This is a genomic window from Hafnia alvei (assembly GCF_964063325.1).
GTDB classification, from domain to species: Bacteria; Pseudomonadota; Gammaproteobacteria; order Enterobacterales; family Enterobacteriaceae; genus Hafnia; species Hafnia alvei_B.
In genome coordinates this window covers 2,141,680-2,156,297 of sequence record NZ_OZ061315.1, presented here as the reverse complement: position 1 = coordinate 2,156,297, position 14,618 = coordinate 2,141,680, and the positions used below count along the sequence as shown (strand labels likewise).

Genomic DNA, 14,618 nt, shown 5'->3' with positions numbered 1-14,618 from the left:
AAAGATCTGTGGAATAAATCGCGTGATTGCGCAGTAAACCAGCAAAATAGTTTTCTGCTTAAGATTTTTGGTGGGTCACGCAATAGTTTTCACTCTGCGGCGAGACATTCACTGCGCGGCAGAGTGAAAATGACAATAGTTTAGAAAGCGCGGACGAATTGGCTGCTGTCGAGTGGCGCTACACGCGGAGACTTCAGCTGTGGCGTTCCGAGATACAGGAATCCAACTATCTCATCTTGCTCGCGGCAGCCAAAGGCCGCACGAACCTTCTCATCGCTCGTCCACTTTCCGGTACGCCAAATACCGTTAAATCCTTGCGCCTGCGCGGCCATCTGCATGGCCATAACGGCACAACAGGCTGAAGCAACTTGTTCCCAGTGTGGAACCTTGGTTTCCGTATTACAGTGAGCCACAACGGTAATAATCAGCGGCGCACGAAACGGGGCATTTTTCGCTTTCTCAATCCCCTTTTCATCTAATTGTTCTTCCACGGCAATGCCATGTAGTAACTCACTCAACCGCGCTTGGCCTTCACCTTCAACGGTGATAAAACGCCACGGCTGCAATGTTCCGTGGTCTGGCGCACGTAGGCCCGCTTGGTAAATGGCTTCTAACGCATCACCGGTAGGTGCCGGTGCGGTCAAGCGTGAAGCCGAACGGCGTTGTAATAATATTTCCAGCGCATCCATAACGATCTCCGAAATTACGTTGTTTCTAATTGATAATTGTTATCAACATTATCACGATTTGTTAACCTAGACATTATCGTTTTTGCATCATGCGCGGCGCCATCAGCGTTCACCCATATGAAAAGCAAAAGCTATAAGAACCATTTATGCTTGTTACAGTAAAATACGGCACGGCAACCCTAACTCTGGCATAGTGCGAGAATCGCAAAATGCTGATGTTTTTAAAAACTGATATTCTTAGAAAAATACGGTCAAAGACATAATGCCGATCGTTTAAGAGATCGAGATACACGGGTCTACCACACCGCGGGGCGCTCCGGCGGCTTACGCCGCTGCGACCCCATCGGTGTGCTCCCCCTAAAATCAAGCTTAAGCAGCCAGCATTAGTCATAAGCAAGACATAAGACAACCCAATTTTATATGGAGAGCACATGCACTTTTTGTGGAGATGCATTTCAGGCGTATTTCGATGGACTTGGCGGATACTGAATTTTATCCGCGAGTTTATTTTGAACGTATTCCTGATCCTACTGATTTTGGTTTGTGTGGGAATTTACTTCCAGATGCAAACCAAACCCGTCGAACCTGTTAAAGGCGCCCTGCTGGTGAACCTGACCGGCGTCGTGGTCGACAATCCTGCCATCAGCAATAAATTTAGCCAAATCGGCAGAGAATTGCTGGGCGCGAGCAGCAACCGCCTGCAGGAAAACTCGCTGTTTGACGTGGTCGATATGATCCGTCAGGCCAAGACCGATCCGAATATCACCGGCATGGTGCTGTCGCTTAATGAATTTGCCGGTGCCGATCAACCTTCGCTGCAATATATAGGTAAAGCGCTGCGCGAATTCCGCGACAGCGGCAAACCTATCTTTGCCACCGCCGATAGCTATAGCCAAGCCCAATACTATTTGGCGAGCTATGCCAACAAAATCTATCTGTCACCACAGGGCGTAGTCGATCTGCACGGCATGGCGACCAATAATCTTTACTACAAAACCTTGCTCGATAAGCTCAAGGTCAGCACCCATATTTTCCGCGTCGGCACGTATAAATCTGCGGTTGAACCGATGATCCGCGACGATATGTCACCAGCGGCACGCGATGCGGATAACGAGTGGCTTAGCGGCATGTGGAATAACTACGTCACAACCGTTGCAGCAAACCGTCAGATCACCGCTGAGCAACTGTTCCCTGGCGCAGAAGGCGTATTGAAAGGCCTACAGGCTGCGGGCGGCGATACGGCTAAATATGCGCTAGATAATAAACTGGTCGATGGCTTGGCTTCACGCTCAGACGTCGAAAACCTGTTTACCAAAGCCTTTGGCTGGAATAAAACCACCAAAGATTTCAGCGCCATCAGCATGTATGACTACACCCCACCAGCAGAGAAGAAAAGCGGGAGTGAAATTGCCGTTATCTTTGCCGATGGTGCCATTATGGATGGTGAAGCCACGCCGGGTAACGTGGGTGGAGATACCACTGCGAACCAGATCCGCGATGCGCGTTTAAATCCTAAAATTAAAGCGATTGTTTTACGCGTCAACAGCCCTGGCGGTAGCGTTTCAGCCTCTGAGGTTATTCGTTCTGAATTGGCTGCTGCACGCGCGGCAGGCAAACCGGTGGTAGTCTCCATGGGTGGGCTCGCTGCTTCCGGCGGCTATTGGATCTCCACACCGGCTGACTACATCGTTGCAAGCCCAAGTACGTTAACCGGCTCTATCGGTATTTTCGGCGTGATTAACACCTTCGAAAATACGCTCGATAGCATTGGCGTTCATACCGACGGCGTGGCGACATCGCCATTGGCCGATCTCACGGTCACCAAAGCGCTGCCTGACGCTTTCTCACAGATGATGCAAATCAACATTGAGAACGGCTATAAAAACTTCATTACGCTGGTGGCCAAAGCACGTAACAAGACGCCTGAACAGGTTGATGCCATCGCTCAGGGCCGCGTGTGGTTGGGTACTGATGCGAAGAAGAACGGTTTGGTTGACCAACTGGGTGATTTCGACGACGCAGTGACCAAAGCGGCAGAGCTTGCCAAGCTAAAAACTTACCAGTTGAACTGGTTTGTTGAAGATCCAAGCTTTGGACAGATGGTGTTAGGACAGTTAACCGGCTCGGTGCAAGCGGCATTGCCTTCAGCCGTACGTGCCATGCTGCCAGAGTCTTTAGTGCGTATTTCTGCCCTGCTGAAAGATAAAACCGACTGGATGGCCACCTTGAACGATCCACAAAACCGCTATGCGCTGTGCATGAGCTGCGGTGATGTGAAGTAAAAACACAGAAGTAAAATGCTGGCCCACCAAATTGATTAAGCCATTATTCTGGTTTATCGGCTTGGTGGGCTTTTTTTATTTGGCGTTCGCCCTATAATCCACTCCATCTCTAGGCCATTGCGCTTAATCCACCGCGAAAATCTCGCCACACAGAATCCTAAGCCATGCAGAAGAAATCCATTTACGTAGCCTACACCGGCGGTACCATCGGCATGCAGCGTTCAGAGAATGGCTACATTCCTGTTTCGGGCCACTTGCAGCGCCAATTGGCCTTGATGCCGGAGTTCCATCGTCCTGAAATGCCTGACTTCATGCTTCATGCCTACGAGCCGTTGATTGACTCCTCAGATATGACGCCAGAAGACTGGCAGCATATTGCGAATGACATTGAAGCCAACTACGACAAATATGATGGTTTCGTGATCCTGCATGGCACCGACACCATGGCGTTCACCGCTTCTGCGCTGTCGTTTATGCTCGAAAACCTCGCGAAGCCGGTGATCGTTACCGGATCTCAGATCCCGTTGGCGGAGCTACGCTCAGATGGGCAAATCAATTTGCTCAATGCGCTATATCTAGCCGCCAACTATCCGATTAACGAAGTTTCGCTATTCTTCAACAACAAGCTGTTTCGCGGCAACCGCACGACCAAAGCGCACGCCGACGGTTTTGATGCTTTTGCGTCACCTAACTACCCGATGTTGCTTGAGGTTGGGATTAATATCCGTCGTATTGCGCCACTGATCACTCAGTTACATAACGCGCCGCTGAAGGTTCATCAAATTACGCCGCAGCCGATTGGCGTAGTGACGATTTATCCTGGAATTTCTGCTGATGTCGTGCGTAACTTTTTGCGCCAACCAGTCAAGGCTCTTATCTTGCGTTCTTACGGCGTCGGCAACGCCCCGCAAAAAGCCGATTTGCTGGCCGAATTGCAGGAAGCTTCAGATCGAGGGATCGTGGTAGTTAACCTGACTCAATGCATTTCGGGCCGCGTTAATATGGAAGGTTACGCCACGGGAAATGCGCTGGCGCATGCGGGCGTAATCAGCGGTTTCGACATGACGGTTGAAGCGGCCCTAACAAAACTGCACTATCTGTTGTGCCAAAACCTCAGCCCAGAGCAAATTCGCGAACTGATGAAACAGGATCTTCGCGGAGAGCTGAGCATCACCGATTAAGAAAGATAAAAAAGGAACTGCCAATGTCAGCCGCATTATTGCTTATCGATTTACAGAATGACTTTTGCCCTCAGGGCGCACTGGCAGTTTCCGAAGGCGATCGGGTAATACCTATTGCTTTGGATGCGATCAAACAGGCTCAGCATAAAAGCGTGCCAATTATTGCAACTCAGGATTGGCATCCCGCGCATCACGGTAGTTTTGCCAGCCAGTCTGGAGGAAATATTGGTGAGATGGGGGAGCTGGCAGGCTTAGAACAAATTTGGTGGCCCGATCACTGCGTTCAAGGTTCCGAGGGCGCTGAGTTTCATCCATTGCTGAATGCCGCCCAGTTTGACCACATCGTGCATAAAGGCACCGATGCCTCGATCGATAGCTACAGCGCTTTTTTCGACAATGGACGCAGGGCTTCAACCGAGTTGCATCACTGGCTGAAAAAGCACCAAATCGACACGCTCTACATGATGGGGCTGGCGACGGATTACTGTGTAAAATACTCCGTGATGGATGCACTGCATCTGGGTTATCGCGTAGTCGTCATTACCGACGGCTGCCGGGGAGTAAACATTAAGCCTGAAGACAGCAAAATTGCGCTCCAGCAGATGCAAACGCTTGGCGCAACGTTAATGACGTTAAGCGACGTCAAATTCTAAACCTTTATTCTCTTTCATAGGGCGGACGTCAATCGACGCTTCCCCCCTATCGTTCCCAAGCCATGTCACCTGAATAATCACCTAAAGAGAGATTTATGCTTCAGGCTTAAAGCGAATGATGGCATCGCGCTCAAAACCTTTTTTAAAGTCCTGCTTACTTTTCATTTCAATTTGGCCCTGCGTATTAATGCTCATGTGCTGAGGATCGGTGTTATGGCGCGACTGCCACAGCATCACCATTTGCAGGCTGTTTTCTTTTTGCTCTGGCGTCAAACTCACGCCGTCAGGCCATTTGCCGAGTTCAACCGCGGTTGCCAAGCGTTGATAAATTTCTGGCGTCATCGCCGACAGCAAATCGTCAAGTTCCATTTTAAACCTCGCTTAATATGCACTTTGCTGAATCGTTTCTTCTGCGCTATAATAAGCACATAGAAAAGAGTTTGCTGTTAGCCCTGAGTCTGTGTACCGGAGTCTTCATCGGTGAAGCTAAGCGATGCAGAGTTCACGCAATAGCGGTCACCGGTAGGCTGTGGTCCATCAGGGAAAACATGGCCAAGATGCGCATCACAGTGAGCGCAGCGAATTTCAGTACGCTGCATGCCATGTGAGTTGTCTTCAAGGTAGCGGATAGCCTCCGCACTAACGGGCTGGTAGAAGCTAGGCCAGCCGCAGCCAGAATCGTATTTGCTGTTTGAGTAGAACAGTGGACTGTTACAACACAGGCAGTGATAAATGCCTTCTTGTTTATTGTGTAACAGTTTACCGCTAAAAGGTGGTTCAGTACCCCGCTGCTGTGTGACGTAGCGTTGCATTTCAGTTAAGTCATTCGGGTGTTGTGCAGAGAAATCGTCTTTAGCCATTTGTGCGTTCTCGAAGAGTTGTTTTTGATTATCATTGATCACTTTTTTTGGCGATTAATTATAACAAACAGTTAACAACGGTTCAGCCAAATTTGGTCTAAACTGTTTAGCGAATCGGCGGCAGCCTCATTTTTGTGATGAACATCACAAATGAAAGCCAAGATGGCTTGAGACTCAGATGACTGCCCCCATGTATAATCCGAAACAGAGTGTTAAATGGAAGCGTGTGATATGTGCTCAGCCAAGGCTTCGCTTTGATTTACAGCAATAATTGACACGATTCCGCTTGACGCTTTATAAGGTTTTTGTAATTTTACAAGCAACCTTTTATTCACTAACCAATAGCTGGTGGAATATATGACTATCAAAGTAGGTATCAACGGTTTTGGCCGTATCGGCCGTATTGTTTTCCGTGCTGCTCAAGAACGTTCTGACATCGAAATCGTTGCAATCAACGACCTGTTAGACGCTGAGTATATGGCTTACATGCTGAAGTACGACTCTACTCACGGTCGTTTCAACGGCACTGTTGAAGTTAAAGATGGCCACTTGGTCGTTAACGGCAAAACTATCCGTGTTACCGCAGAACGTGATCCGGCTAACCTGAAATGGAACGAAGTCAACGTTGACGTTGTTGCTGAAGCAACTGGTCTGTTCCTGACTGACGAAACTGCACGTAAGCACATCGCTGCTGGTGCTAAGAAAGTCGTTCTGACTGGTCCTTCTAAAGACAACACCCCAATGTTCGTAATGGGTGTTAACGATAAGACTTATGCTGGCCAAGATATCGTTTCTAACGCATCTTGCACCACTAACTGCCTGGCTCCACTGGCTAAAGTTCTGAACGACAAGTTCGGTATCGTTGAAGCACTGATGACTACCGTTCATGCGACTACCGCAACTCAGAAAACCGTTGATGGCCCGTCTCACAAAGACTGGCGCGGCGGCCGCGGCGCATCCCAGAACATCATTCCTTCATCTACCGGTGCTGCTAAAGCTGTAGGTAAAGTAATCCCAGAACTGAACGGCAAACTGACTGGTATGGCGTTCCGCGTTCCTACCCCTAACGTTTCTGTTGTTGACCTGACTGCTCGTATCGAGAAGAAAGCAACTTACAAAGAAATCTGTGCTGCAATGAAAGCTGCGTCTGAAGGCGAGCTGAAAGGCGTACTGGGTTACACCGAAGATGACGTAGTTTCTACTGACTTCAACGGCGAAGTTTGCACTTCAGTATTCGATGCTAAAGCGGGTATCGCGCTGAACGACAACTTTGTGAAACTGGTTTCTTGGTACGATAACGAAACTGGCTACTCAAACAAAGTTCTGGATCTGATCGCTCACATCTCTAAATAATTTAGCGATGAGAAGTTGATGAGAGGGCGACATTTATGTCGCCCTTTTTTTTGGTTTTTTGCACCTAGCATATGAAGGCCAATCTGATGTCACAACAAAATCTGTCTGAAAAGATCTTTACCCTGCCCGTTCAAGAACAAATCACCCCGTACATTTCTCAACGCCAAATCGACGAACTTCCCGTTGTCGTGGTTAACCACCCCAAAGTGCGGGCCGCTGTCACCCTGCAAGGCGCGCATTTACTCACTTGGCAACCTTCTGGCGAGAAACCAGTGCTGTGGTTGAGCAGCGAAACTGCGTTCAAAAACGGCGTGGCGATTCGCGGTGGTATTCCTATCTGTTGGCCTTGGTTTGGTCCTGCAGGTCAGCCAGCGCACGGTTTTGCCCGTAATCTACCTTGGACACTCACCGCGCATGATGAAGATGAAAGCGGCGTTATCTTAACGTTCACTCTTGAGCAAAGCGCTGACAGCAAAAAACATTGGCCGCATGACTTCTGCCTGATTGCACGATTCAAGCTCGGTGAAGTATGCGAAATGGAATTGGAGTCTCACGGTGAATACGAATATGCCGCCGCGCTTCATACCTATTTCAATATCGGCGACATCACCCAGATTGACGTTAGCGGTTTGGGCGCGCCATACATTGATAAAGTCAATCCAGGCACCGGCGAACAGCAAGGCAATTTGACCTTTGCCACGCGCACAGACCGTATCTATACCAAGCCTGAGCCATTCAGCGTCATCACGGACAAAGCACTACAGCGCGTGATTGAAGTGCATCACCATAACAATACTGATGTGGTTGCATGGAACCCGTGGTCTGAGCTTTCTGTCAGCATGGCCGATATGCCAAACGATGGCTACAAGACCATGGTCTGTGTAGAAACTGCGCATGTCACTAGCCCGATGAAAACCTCCGCGAATACCCCGTCACGACTTTCCGTGACGCTGCGTGCGCGCCCTCTGCGCTAATCTCCCTGCCGCTTAGCGCTGATTTAAGCGTATAAAAAAGGGACGCCTATGCGTCCCTCATTTTCAACAGTCAATGCCATGCTTAGAAGGTGTATGTCACACCGGTCCACAGCAAACCGCTGTAGCTCTTATCAATCATTGGACTATCTTTCACTTCATCGCTCAGGCGGATATAACGCCCGGTGAAGAACGCATTCCAGCTGCTATTAATCTGGTAGCGAGCCGTTAGCTCAACATACGGATTCCAGCTGTCACTTGCGGTATAGCGTTTGTAGCCGCTACGGTTTGATTCGCTACCGCTCACGCCAAAGTAGTAATCATTTTGGTTAGAGCTGTTCCAAGTCACACCCGCGCCCGGTGTAAATGACCAGTCTCCGGCTGTAATGGGGAACAAATAAGCGGCATCGGCGATCAGGCCGTTGCTGTTATCCAAAATATCACCGGCGAATGAGGTACGGATGGAGCCCCAGTCTTCTTTGTGGGTATAAGAAACCCCCGCCATCACGGTGGAATGACGGTTACTCAACTGCTTCATGTGACGATCGTCGCTATCGCTCGCCTTGAAGTGTAATGGGTTATAGAAAGCCATCACGCTCAGTTGGTTCTGTTCATCTTTCCACAGGTAATAACCGGCGGTCAGACTGCGGAAATAAAAATCATCGCCTTCATAGTTAATGATCGGAACAGGATATACGCGATCGTTATTACCGCGATAAGGGTCTGGGCTGACTAACGCAGAAGCCCCCAAAGACCACGTTCCGGCCTGAGCGGCACTTGTAGCAGCCAACACGAGCAGACCTAGCGTAGTTAATTTTAAAGTTTTCACGTTTATGTTTTGTCCCTAACTAAATAGTCTATAAACAACGCGCTGATTGTAGACCAAAAACTTGTTTTAAGTCGATTTTTTACAATTTTTCAGGCAGTTTCGGAATCTTTACATCTGTCAAACAGGCTGCGCCGAAACATAACTATTTTTTACGCTTCAGCCTCCATATCTGCCGTTATACAAATACCTTTAATAAATATTTGTTGTAGTGAATTCTGCGAAAATATTGGCAGCGTTATATGCTTTTTAGCACAAACCGTAGATTTATCCCTTTCACACCCACCTTCCTCAGCATTTATATCTAAATGCTTTTCATCATGCCGATAAATTTTATATGAATCTTACCCGTAGGTAACTTGACCAACTGATGAAAGCCGCTCATAACAATATGGTAACAGTTTCAAAATTTTAACCCCCAAAATGAAGACTGTTACTTTTTTTGTTCCCAACCATTTTATCAGGACGGGCATCGCTATGAACATATTTGACCACTATCGCCAGCGTTATGAAGCTGCCAAGGACGAAGAGTTCACTCTGCAGGATTTCCTTGCAATCTGCCGTCAGGATCGTAGCGCCTACGCGAACGCCGCTGAGCGTCTGCTTATGGCTATCGGCGAGCCTGCCATGATCGACACTGCGCTTGAATCACGCATGTCACGCTTGTTCTCGAACCGGGTCATAGCCCGCTACCCTGCTTTTGAAGAATTCTATGGCATGGAAGAAGCCATCGAACAAATCGTGGCGTATCTCAAACACGCCGCGCAAGGTCTGGAAGAGAAAAAACAAATCCTGTATCTGCTGGGGCCTGTCGGCGGCGGTAAATCATCGCTGGCGGAACGCCTGAAAGCATTGATGCAGCGCGTGCCCATCTATGTTCTCAGCGCCAACGGTGAACGTAGCCCGGTTAACGATCATCCGCTGTGCCTGTTCAATCCACAGGAAGATGCCAATATTCTGAATAAAGAATACGGTATTCCTCCGCGCTATCTTGGCACCATCATGTCGCCATGGGCGGCCAAACGCCTGCATGATTTTGGTGGTGATATTACCAAGTTTAAAGTTGTCAAAGTGTGGCCATCAATCCTTGAACAGATCGCCATCGCTAAAACTGAACCGGGCGATGAGAATAACCAAGATATCTCAGCGCTAGTGGGTAAAGTTGATATTCGTAAACTCGAAAATCACGCCCAAAACGATCCTGATGCCTATGGTTACTCCGGCGCACTATGCCGCGCGAACCAAGGGATGATGGAGTTCGTTGAAATGTTTAAGGCCCCGATTAAAGTGCTGCATCCGTTGCTAACCGCAACACAGGAAGGCAACTATAACGGTACCGAAGGGATTTCCGCCCTGCCGTTCAGCGGCATCATTTTGGCGCACTCCAACGAATCGGAATGGGTAACTTTCCGTAATAACAAAAATAATGAGGCTTTCCTTGACCGTGTTTACATCGTCAAAGTGCCTTATTGCCTGCGTGTGTCTGAAGAGATGAAAATCTACGACAAGCTGCTGCGCAACAGCGAACTGGATCACGCACCGTGTGCGCCAGGTACGTTGGAAACGCTGTCACGCTTCTCCATTTTGTCTCGTCTGAAAGAGCCGGAAAACTCCAGCATCTATTCAAAAATGCGGGTATACGACGGCGAGAGCCTGAAAGATACCGATCCGAAAGCCAAATCCTATCAGGAGTACCGCGATTACGCCGGCGTTGATGAAGGCATGAACGGGCTATCTACCCGTTTCGCGTTCAAAATCCTGTCGCGCGTGTTCAACTTCGATCACAGCGAAGTAGCGGCTAACCCAGTTCACTTGTTCTATGTATTGGAACAACAAGTTGAGCGCGAACAGTTCCCTCAGGACGTTGCAGAGAAATATCTGGAGCACCTGAAAGGTTATCTGATCCCGAAATACGTTGAATTTATCGGCAAAGAAATTCAAACCGCGTACTTAGAATCTTATTCCGAGTACGGACAAAATATCTTTGACCGCTATGTCACGTATGCCGACTTCTGGATCCAGGATCAAGAATATCGCGATCCTGAAACCGGTCAGCTGTTCGATCGTGAATCCTTAAATGCGGAACTGGAGAAAATTGAAAAACCGGCAGGCATTAGCAACCCGAAAGATTTCCGTAATGAAATCGTTAACTTCGTGCTGCGTGCCCGCGCTAATCACAACGGACATAACCCGAACTGGACGAGCTACGAAAAACTCCGCACCGTTATAGAGAAGAAAATGTTCTCGAATACCGAGGAGCTGTTGCCGGTGATTTCGTTCAATGCCAAAACCTCGACCGATGAACAGAAAAAACACGACGATTTTGTCGACCGTATGATGGAAAAAGGCTATACCCGCAAACAGGTTCGCCTGCTGTGCGAATGGTATCTGCGAGTAAGAAAATCATCATAATGCGCGTAACCAAAGCCGCGTCGGCTCATCCGCCGGCGCGGCTTACCCGAGTTGGCATACGGGAATTTACGGCGTATTTCAGACGGTAACGTCGTTTGGGGGAAATATGGCCTATTTCATTGATCGGCGACTGAACGGCAAGAATAAAAGCATGGTTAACCGCCAGCGTTTTTTACGCCGCTATAAGTCGCAAATAAAACATTCTATCGCCGACGCTATCAATAAACGTTCGGTGACCGACGTAGAAAGCGGTGAGTCTGTTTCGATTCCAAATGAAGACATCAATGAACCGATGTTTCATCAGGGACGCGGCGGCGAGCGTCATCGTGTCCATCCGGGCAACGATCACTTTGTGCAAAACGACCGCATCGAACGCCCACAAGGTGGCGGAGGTGGCGGCGGAAGTGGTCAAGGTGAAGCCAGCAAAGACGGCGAAGGTGAAGATGAATTTGTCTTCCAGATATCGAAAGATGAATATCTCGATCTTCTGTTCGAAGATTTAGCGCTGCCAAACCTACGCAAAAACCAATACAAACAGCTAACCGAGTATAAAACCCATCGCTCGGGTTTTACCTCTAACGGGGTGCCCGCCAATATTAGCGTGGTACGTTCGCTGCAAAATTCATTAGCGCGCCGTACCGCCATGACGGCGGGGAAACGGCGTGAACTGCACGAACTCGAAAGCGTGCTTGAAGAACTGCGTCACAGCGAACCGGCGCAGCTGCTGGAAGAAGAGCGTATCCGCAAAGAAATTGCGGAGCTGCGCCAGCGGATCGACAGAGTCCCATTCATTGACACTTTCGATCTGCGTTACAAGAACTATGAACGCCGCCCTGAACCCTCCAGCCAAGCCGTGATGTTCTGCTTGATGGACGTTTCGGGCTCGATGGATCAAGCCACTAAGGATATGGCTAAGCGTTTTTATATCCTGCTCTATCTCTTCTTGAGCAGAACGTACAAAAACGTCGACGTGGTGTATATCCGTCACCACACCCAAGCCAAAGAAGTTGATGAGCAGGAGTTCTTCTACTCGCAGGAAACTGGCGGCACCATTGTATCTAGTGCGCTTAAACTCATGGATGAAATTGTGCGTGAACGTTACAACTCGGCAGAGTGGAACGTTTATGCCGCGCAGGCCTCCGATGGCGATAACTGGGCCGATGACTCACCGCTGTGCTCTGAGCTGTTAGCCAATAAGCTTCTGCCGCAGGTTCGCTACTATAGCTACATTGAAATTACTCGCCGGGCGCATCAGACGCTATGGCGTGAGTACGAAGGGCTCAAACAACGGTTTGAAAACTTTGCAATGCAGCATATTCGTGAACCCGATGACATCTACCCTGTATTTAGAGAACTGTTTCAGGCTCAAGTTAACAAAAACTAAGTTAGCAACCTTGACCGCCAGCGGAATTCTCCTCCGCTGGCGGTTTTTTGTTCTTTCCGTGCTGACACCTTCATTTACAACTGAACATTTGTGGGATTGTGCTGTCTGTCACAATCTAGACAGCAGTTTTTTTGTCGCTTTGTTTATCACTTTTATTGTCACCATTGCATCAGGAATACCGTCTTATGCAGCAACCTCTTCACCGAACAACACACTGGTCAGAAGTGTGGCAATTGATTAAACCCTACTGGGTTTCTGGGGAAAAAGTCAGCGCCTGGACTCGCCTTATTGCGATCATCGCCCTCACGCTCGCTGGCGTGTATATCAATGTTTTGTTTAACGAATGGAATCGTGTTTTCTACGATGCCCTTCAAAATCGTAATTACGCCGTGTTTAAAGCGCAGCTAATACGCTTTAGTTATCTGGCAGTCATTTTTATTGTTATCGCGATTTATCGTATCTATCTGACTCAGGGCTTGCAGATGCTCTGGCGTCGTTGGATGACCGAAAAATACATGACTAAATGGCTTTCGCATCAGGCTTATTACCACACGGAAATTCAACAAACCATTGATAACCCCGATCAGCGTATTTCGCAGGATCTCAACGCACTCACCAATGGCACGCTCTCTTTAAGCCTCGGCCTGCTTTCCAGCCTGGTAACACTATTCTCATTTGTCGCTATATTATGGACGGTCAGCGGTTCCATTTCGTTCATGTTGAATGACCACCAGTTTGTTATCCCCGGTTACATGGTGTGGTTTGCTCTGCTTTATGCGGGTATGGGGTCGATTTTGATTTGGTGGATTGGGCGTCCGCTGGTTGGATTAAGTTTCGACCAAGAACGTTTTGAAGCAAACTTTCGTTTTGGTTTGATTCGAATCCGCGACAATGCCGACCCGATTGCGCTGTATCACGGTGAGCAGCAGGAAAAAAATCAGCTTAGCGGCCAGTTTGAAAACATTCGCGGAAACTGGTGGTCGATCATGCGCTTAACTAAGCGCTTGAATGTGGCCTCTACCTTTTACGATCAGTTTGCCAATATCTTCCCTATTCTGGTGGCGTCACCCCGTTATTTCTCCAACGCCATTCAGCTCGGTACGCTGATGCAGGTTGCTTCAGCGTTTGGACAGGTACAGGGTGCCCTTTCTTGGTTCATTGGTGCATTTACCGATTTGGCCTCGTGGAAAGCCTGTGTAAACCGTTTGGCCGGTTTTAACGCCGCAATAACGGCGATTGAGCAACACCCCAATAATCTTTCCCACACGACCTGCTCCGACCGTGATGATTCACTCGTCACCCGCGATCTCACCTTGAGTTTGCATCAGGGGCGCGAACTGTTCAGCCATGCCAATCTCCACGCACGACGCGGGGATAAAATCTTAATCACGGGGCCATCTGGCTGTGGAAAATCAACGCTGCTACGCGCCATTGCGGGTGTCTGGCCTTATGGTCACGGGGAAATTTCACAACCTCCGGCAGACCAACGCACCGTATTGTTCTTGCCTCAACGCAGCTATTTGCCAATTGGTACACTGCGTGATGCGCTTTGCTACCCGCAGAGTTCAGACGGTTATAGCGACGAAGAGTTGCAGCAGGTCTTGAAAGCCTGCCGTTTACATCATCTACATCAGGCATTAGACATTCGCGCTAACTGGACTCATCAGCTCTCCCCTGGTGAACAGCAGCGTTTATCATTTGCCCGCGCACTGGTGATAAAACCCGATGTGCTGTATCTGGATGAAGCCACCAGCGCGCTGGATGAGGAAACCGAGCAGCGTGTTTATCAACTGATCAACCACATGCTACCCGACACCACGTTGATAAGCGTCGCACACCGTAGCAGCGTGGCACCTTTCCACAATATTCGCTGGAAATTTGTTAAGCAGGCCGACGCTGACCAAGAAGAGATTTATTACTCTGCCCCATCCGTGATTGAAATTAGCTCGCTTAATCACTAAAACAAACCCCGCGTGCTGACTATCAGTACGCGGGGTTTATTCAATG

The 14,618-nt window shown here is 48.8% G+C and carries 12 protein-coding genes; 8 read left to right on the top strand and 4 right to left on the bottom strand.

Annotated elements, in window-relative coordinates; translation table 11 throughout:
• Positions 1-140: 140 nt before the first annotated feature.
• Complete coding sequence (locus tag AB3Y96_RS10275; RefSeq protein WP_072307551.1) at positions 141-689, bottom strand: NAD(P)H nitroreductase; 549 nt, start codon at positions 687-689, stop codon at positions 141-143.
• Positions 690-1,120: 431 nt separating this feature from the next.
• Here AB3Y96_RS10275 and sppA point away from each other — a divergent pair, with 431 nt between their 5' ends.
• The 3 genes from sppA (at position 1,121) to pncA (ending at position 4,805) form a co-directional block, all read left to right on the top strand.
• Positions 1,121-2,971 carry a signal peptide peptidase SppA gene (gene sppA, locus AB3Y96_RS10270; protein ID WP_367299116.1) on the top strand — a complete coding sequence of 617 codons (1,851 nt, stop codon included), beginning with the start codon at positions 1,121-1,123 and terminating at the stop codon, positions 2,969-2,971.
• A 164-nt stretch (positions 2,972-3,135) separates the two neighbouring features.
• Entirely contained in the window at positions 3,136-4,152 is a 1,017-nt protein-coding gene (gene ansA, locus AB3Y96_RS10265; protein WP_367299115.1) for an asparaginase, read from the top strand.
• A gap of 23 nt (positions 4,153-4,175) precedes the next feature.
• Positions 4,176-4,805 (top strand): bifunctional nicotinamidase/pyrazinamidase, encoded by a 630-nt coding sequence (pncA, locus tag AB3Y96_RS10260; RefSeq protein WP_072307548.1) that lies wholly within the window; start codon positions 4,176-4,178, stop codon positions 4,803-4,805.
• Positions 4,806-4,898: 93 nt separating this feature from the next.
• Here pncA and AB3Y96_RS10255 read toward each other — a convergent pair whose 3' ends face one another.
• Together AB3Y96_RS10255 and msrB are read right to left on the bottom strand one after the other, a co-directional pair.
• Positions 4,899-5,174 (bottom strand): YeaC family protein, encoded by a 276-nt coding sequence (locus AB3Y96_RS10255; protein WP_367299114.1) that lies wholly within the window; start codon positions 5,172-5,174, stop codon positions 4,899-4,901.
• Positions 5,175-5,251: 77 nt separating this feature from the next.
• Positions 5,252-5,665, bottom strand: a complete 414-nt coding sequence (gene msrB / locus AB3Y96_RS10250) for a peptide-methionine (R)-S-oxide reductase MsrB (protein WP_072307546.1) — start codon at positions 5,663-5,665, stop codon at positions 5,252-5,254.
• A 357-nt stretch (positions 5,666-6,022) separates the two neighbouring features.
• Between msrB and gapA the strand changes: the two genes are divergently transcribed.
• Together gapA and AB3Y96_RS10240 are read left to right on the top strand one after the other, a co-directional pair.
• Entirely contained in the window at positions 6,023-7,018 is a 996-nt protein-coding gene (gene gapA, locus AB3Y96_RS10245) for a glyceraldehyde-3-phosphate dehydrogenase (protein WP_038502170.1), read from the top strand.
• 101 nt (positions 7,019-7,119) lie between these two features.
• A complete protein-coding gene (locus AB3Y96_RS10240; RefSeq protein WP_072307622.1) occupies positions 7,120-7,992 on the top strand; it encodes a D-hexose-6-phosphate mutarotase in 873 nt (290 codons plus the stop codon).
• 82 nt (positions 7,993-8,074) lie between these two features.
• Here AB3Y96_RS10240 and AB3Y96_RS10235 read toward each other — a convergent pair whose 3' ends face one another.
• The gene (locus tag AB3Y96_RS10235) at positions 8,075-8,818 is read right to left on the bottom strand and encodes a MipA/OmpV family protein (RefSeq protein WP_072307545.1); all 744 of its coding nucleotides are present in this window, start codon (positions 8,816-8,818) and stop codon (positions 8,075-8,077) included.
• Between the two features lie 474 nt (positions 8,819-9,292).
• Between AB3Y96_RS10235 and AB3Y96_RS10230 the strand changes: the two genes are divergently transcribed.
• From AB3Y96_RS10230 to AB3Y96_RS10220, 3 genes are all read left to right on the top strand, one after another.
• Complete coding sequence (locus AB3Y96_RS10230) at positions 9,293-11,227, top strand: PrkA family serine protein kinase (RefSeq protein ID WP_025802022.1); 1,935 nt, start codon at positions 9,293-9,295, stop codon at positions 11,225-11,227.
• 106 nt (positions 11,228-11,333) lie between these two features.
• Positions 11,334-12,611: a YeaH/YhbH family protein gene (locus AB3Y96_RS10225; protein WP_072307544.1), complete on the top strand. Its 1,278-nt coding sequence runs from the start codon at positions 11,334-11,336 to the stop codon at positions 12,609-12,611.
• A 185-nt stretch (positions 12,612-12,796) separates the two neighbouring features.
• On the top strand, positions 12,797-14,572 hold the full coding sequence (locus tag AB3Y96_RS10220) for an ABC transporter ATP-binding protein/permease (protein WP_367299113.1): 1,776 nt from the start codon (positions 12,797-12,799) through the stop codon (positions 14,570-14,572).
• Positions 14,573-14,618 lie beyond the last annotated feature (46 nt).

Excerpts from the sequence above, each read along its gene's own strand:
- AB3Y96_RS10275 (WP_072307551.1), bottom strand. The coding sequence starts at position 689 with ATGGATGCGCTGGAAATATTATTACAACGCCGTTCGGCTTCACGCTTG.
- sppA (WP_367299116.1), top strand. The coding sequence starts at position 1,121 with ATGCACTTTTTGTGGAGATGCATTTCAGGCGTATTTCGATGGACTTGG.
- ansA (WP_367299115.1), top strand. The coding sequence starts at position 3,136 with ATGCAGAAGAAATCCATTTACGTAGCCTACACCGGCGGTACCATCGGC.
- pncA (WP_072307548.1), top strand. The coding sequence starts at position 4,176 with ATGTCAGCCGCATTATTGCTTATCGATTTACAGAATGACTTTTGCCCT.
- AB3Y96_RS10255 (WP_367299114.1), bottom strand. The coding sequence starts at position 5,174 with ATGGAACTTGACGATTTGCTGTCGGCGATGACGCCAGAAATTTATCAA.
- msrB (WP_072307546.1), bottom strand. The coding sequence starts at position 5,665 with ATGGCTAAAGACGATTTCTCTGCACAACACCCGAATGACTTAACTGAA.
- gapA (WP_038502170.1), top strand. The coding sequence starts at position 6,023 with ATGACTATCAAAGTAGGTATCAACGGTTTTGGCCGTATCGGCCGTATT.
- AB3Y96_RS10230 (WP_025802022.1), top strand. The coding sequence starts at position 9,293 with ATGAACATATTTGACCACTATCGCCAGCGTTATGAAGCTGCCAAGGAC.
- AB3Y96_RS10225 (WP_072307544.1), top strand. The coding sequence starts at position 11,334 with ATGGCCTATTTCATTGATCGGCGACTGAACGGCAAGAATAAAAGCATG.
- AB3Y96_RS10220 (WP_367299113.1), top strand. The coding sequence starts at position 12,797 with ATGCAGCAACCTCTTCACCGAACAACACACTGGTCAGAAGTGTGGCAA.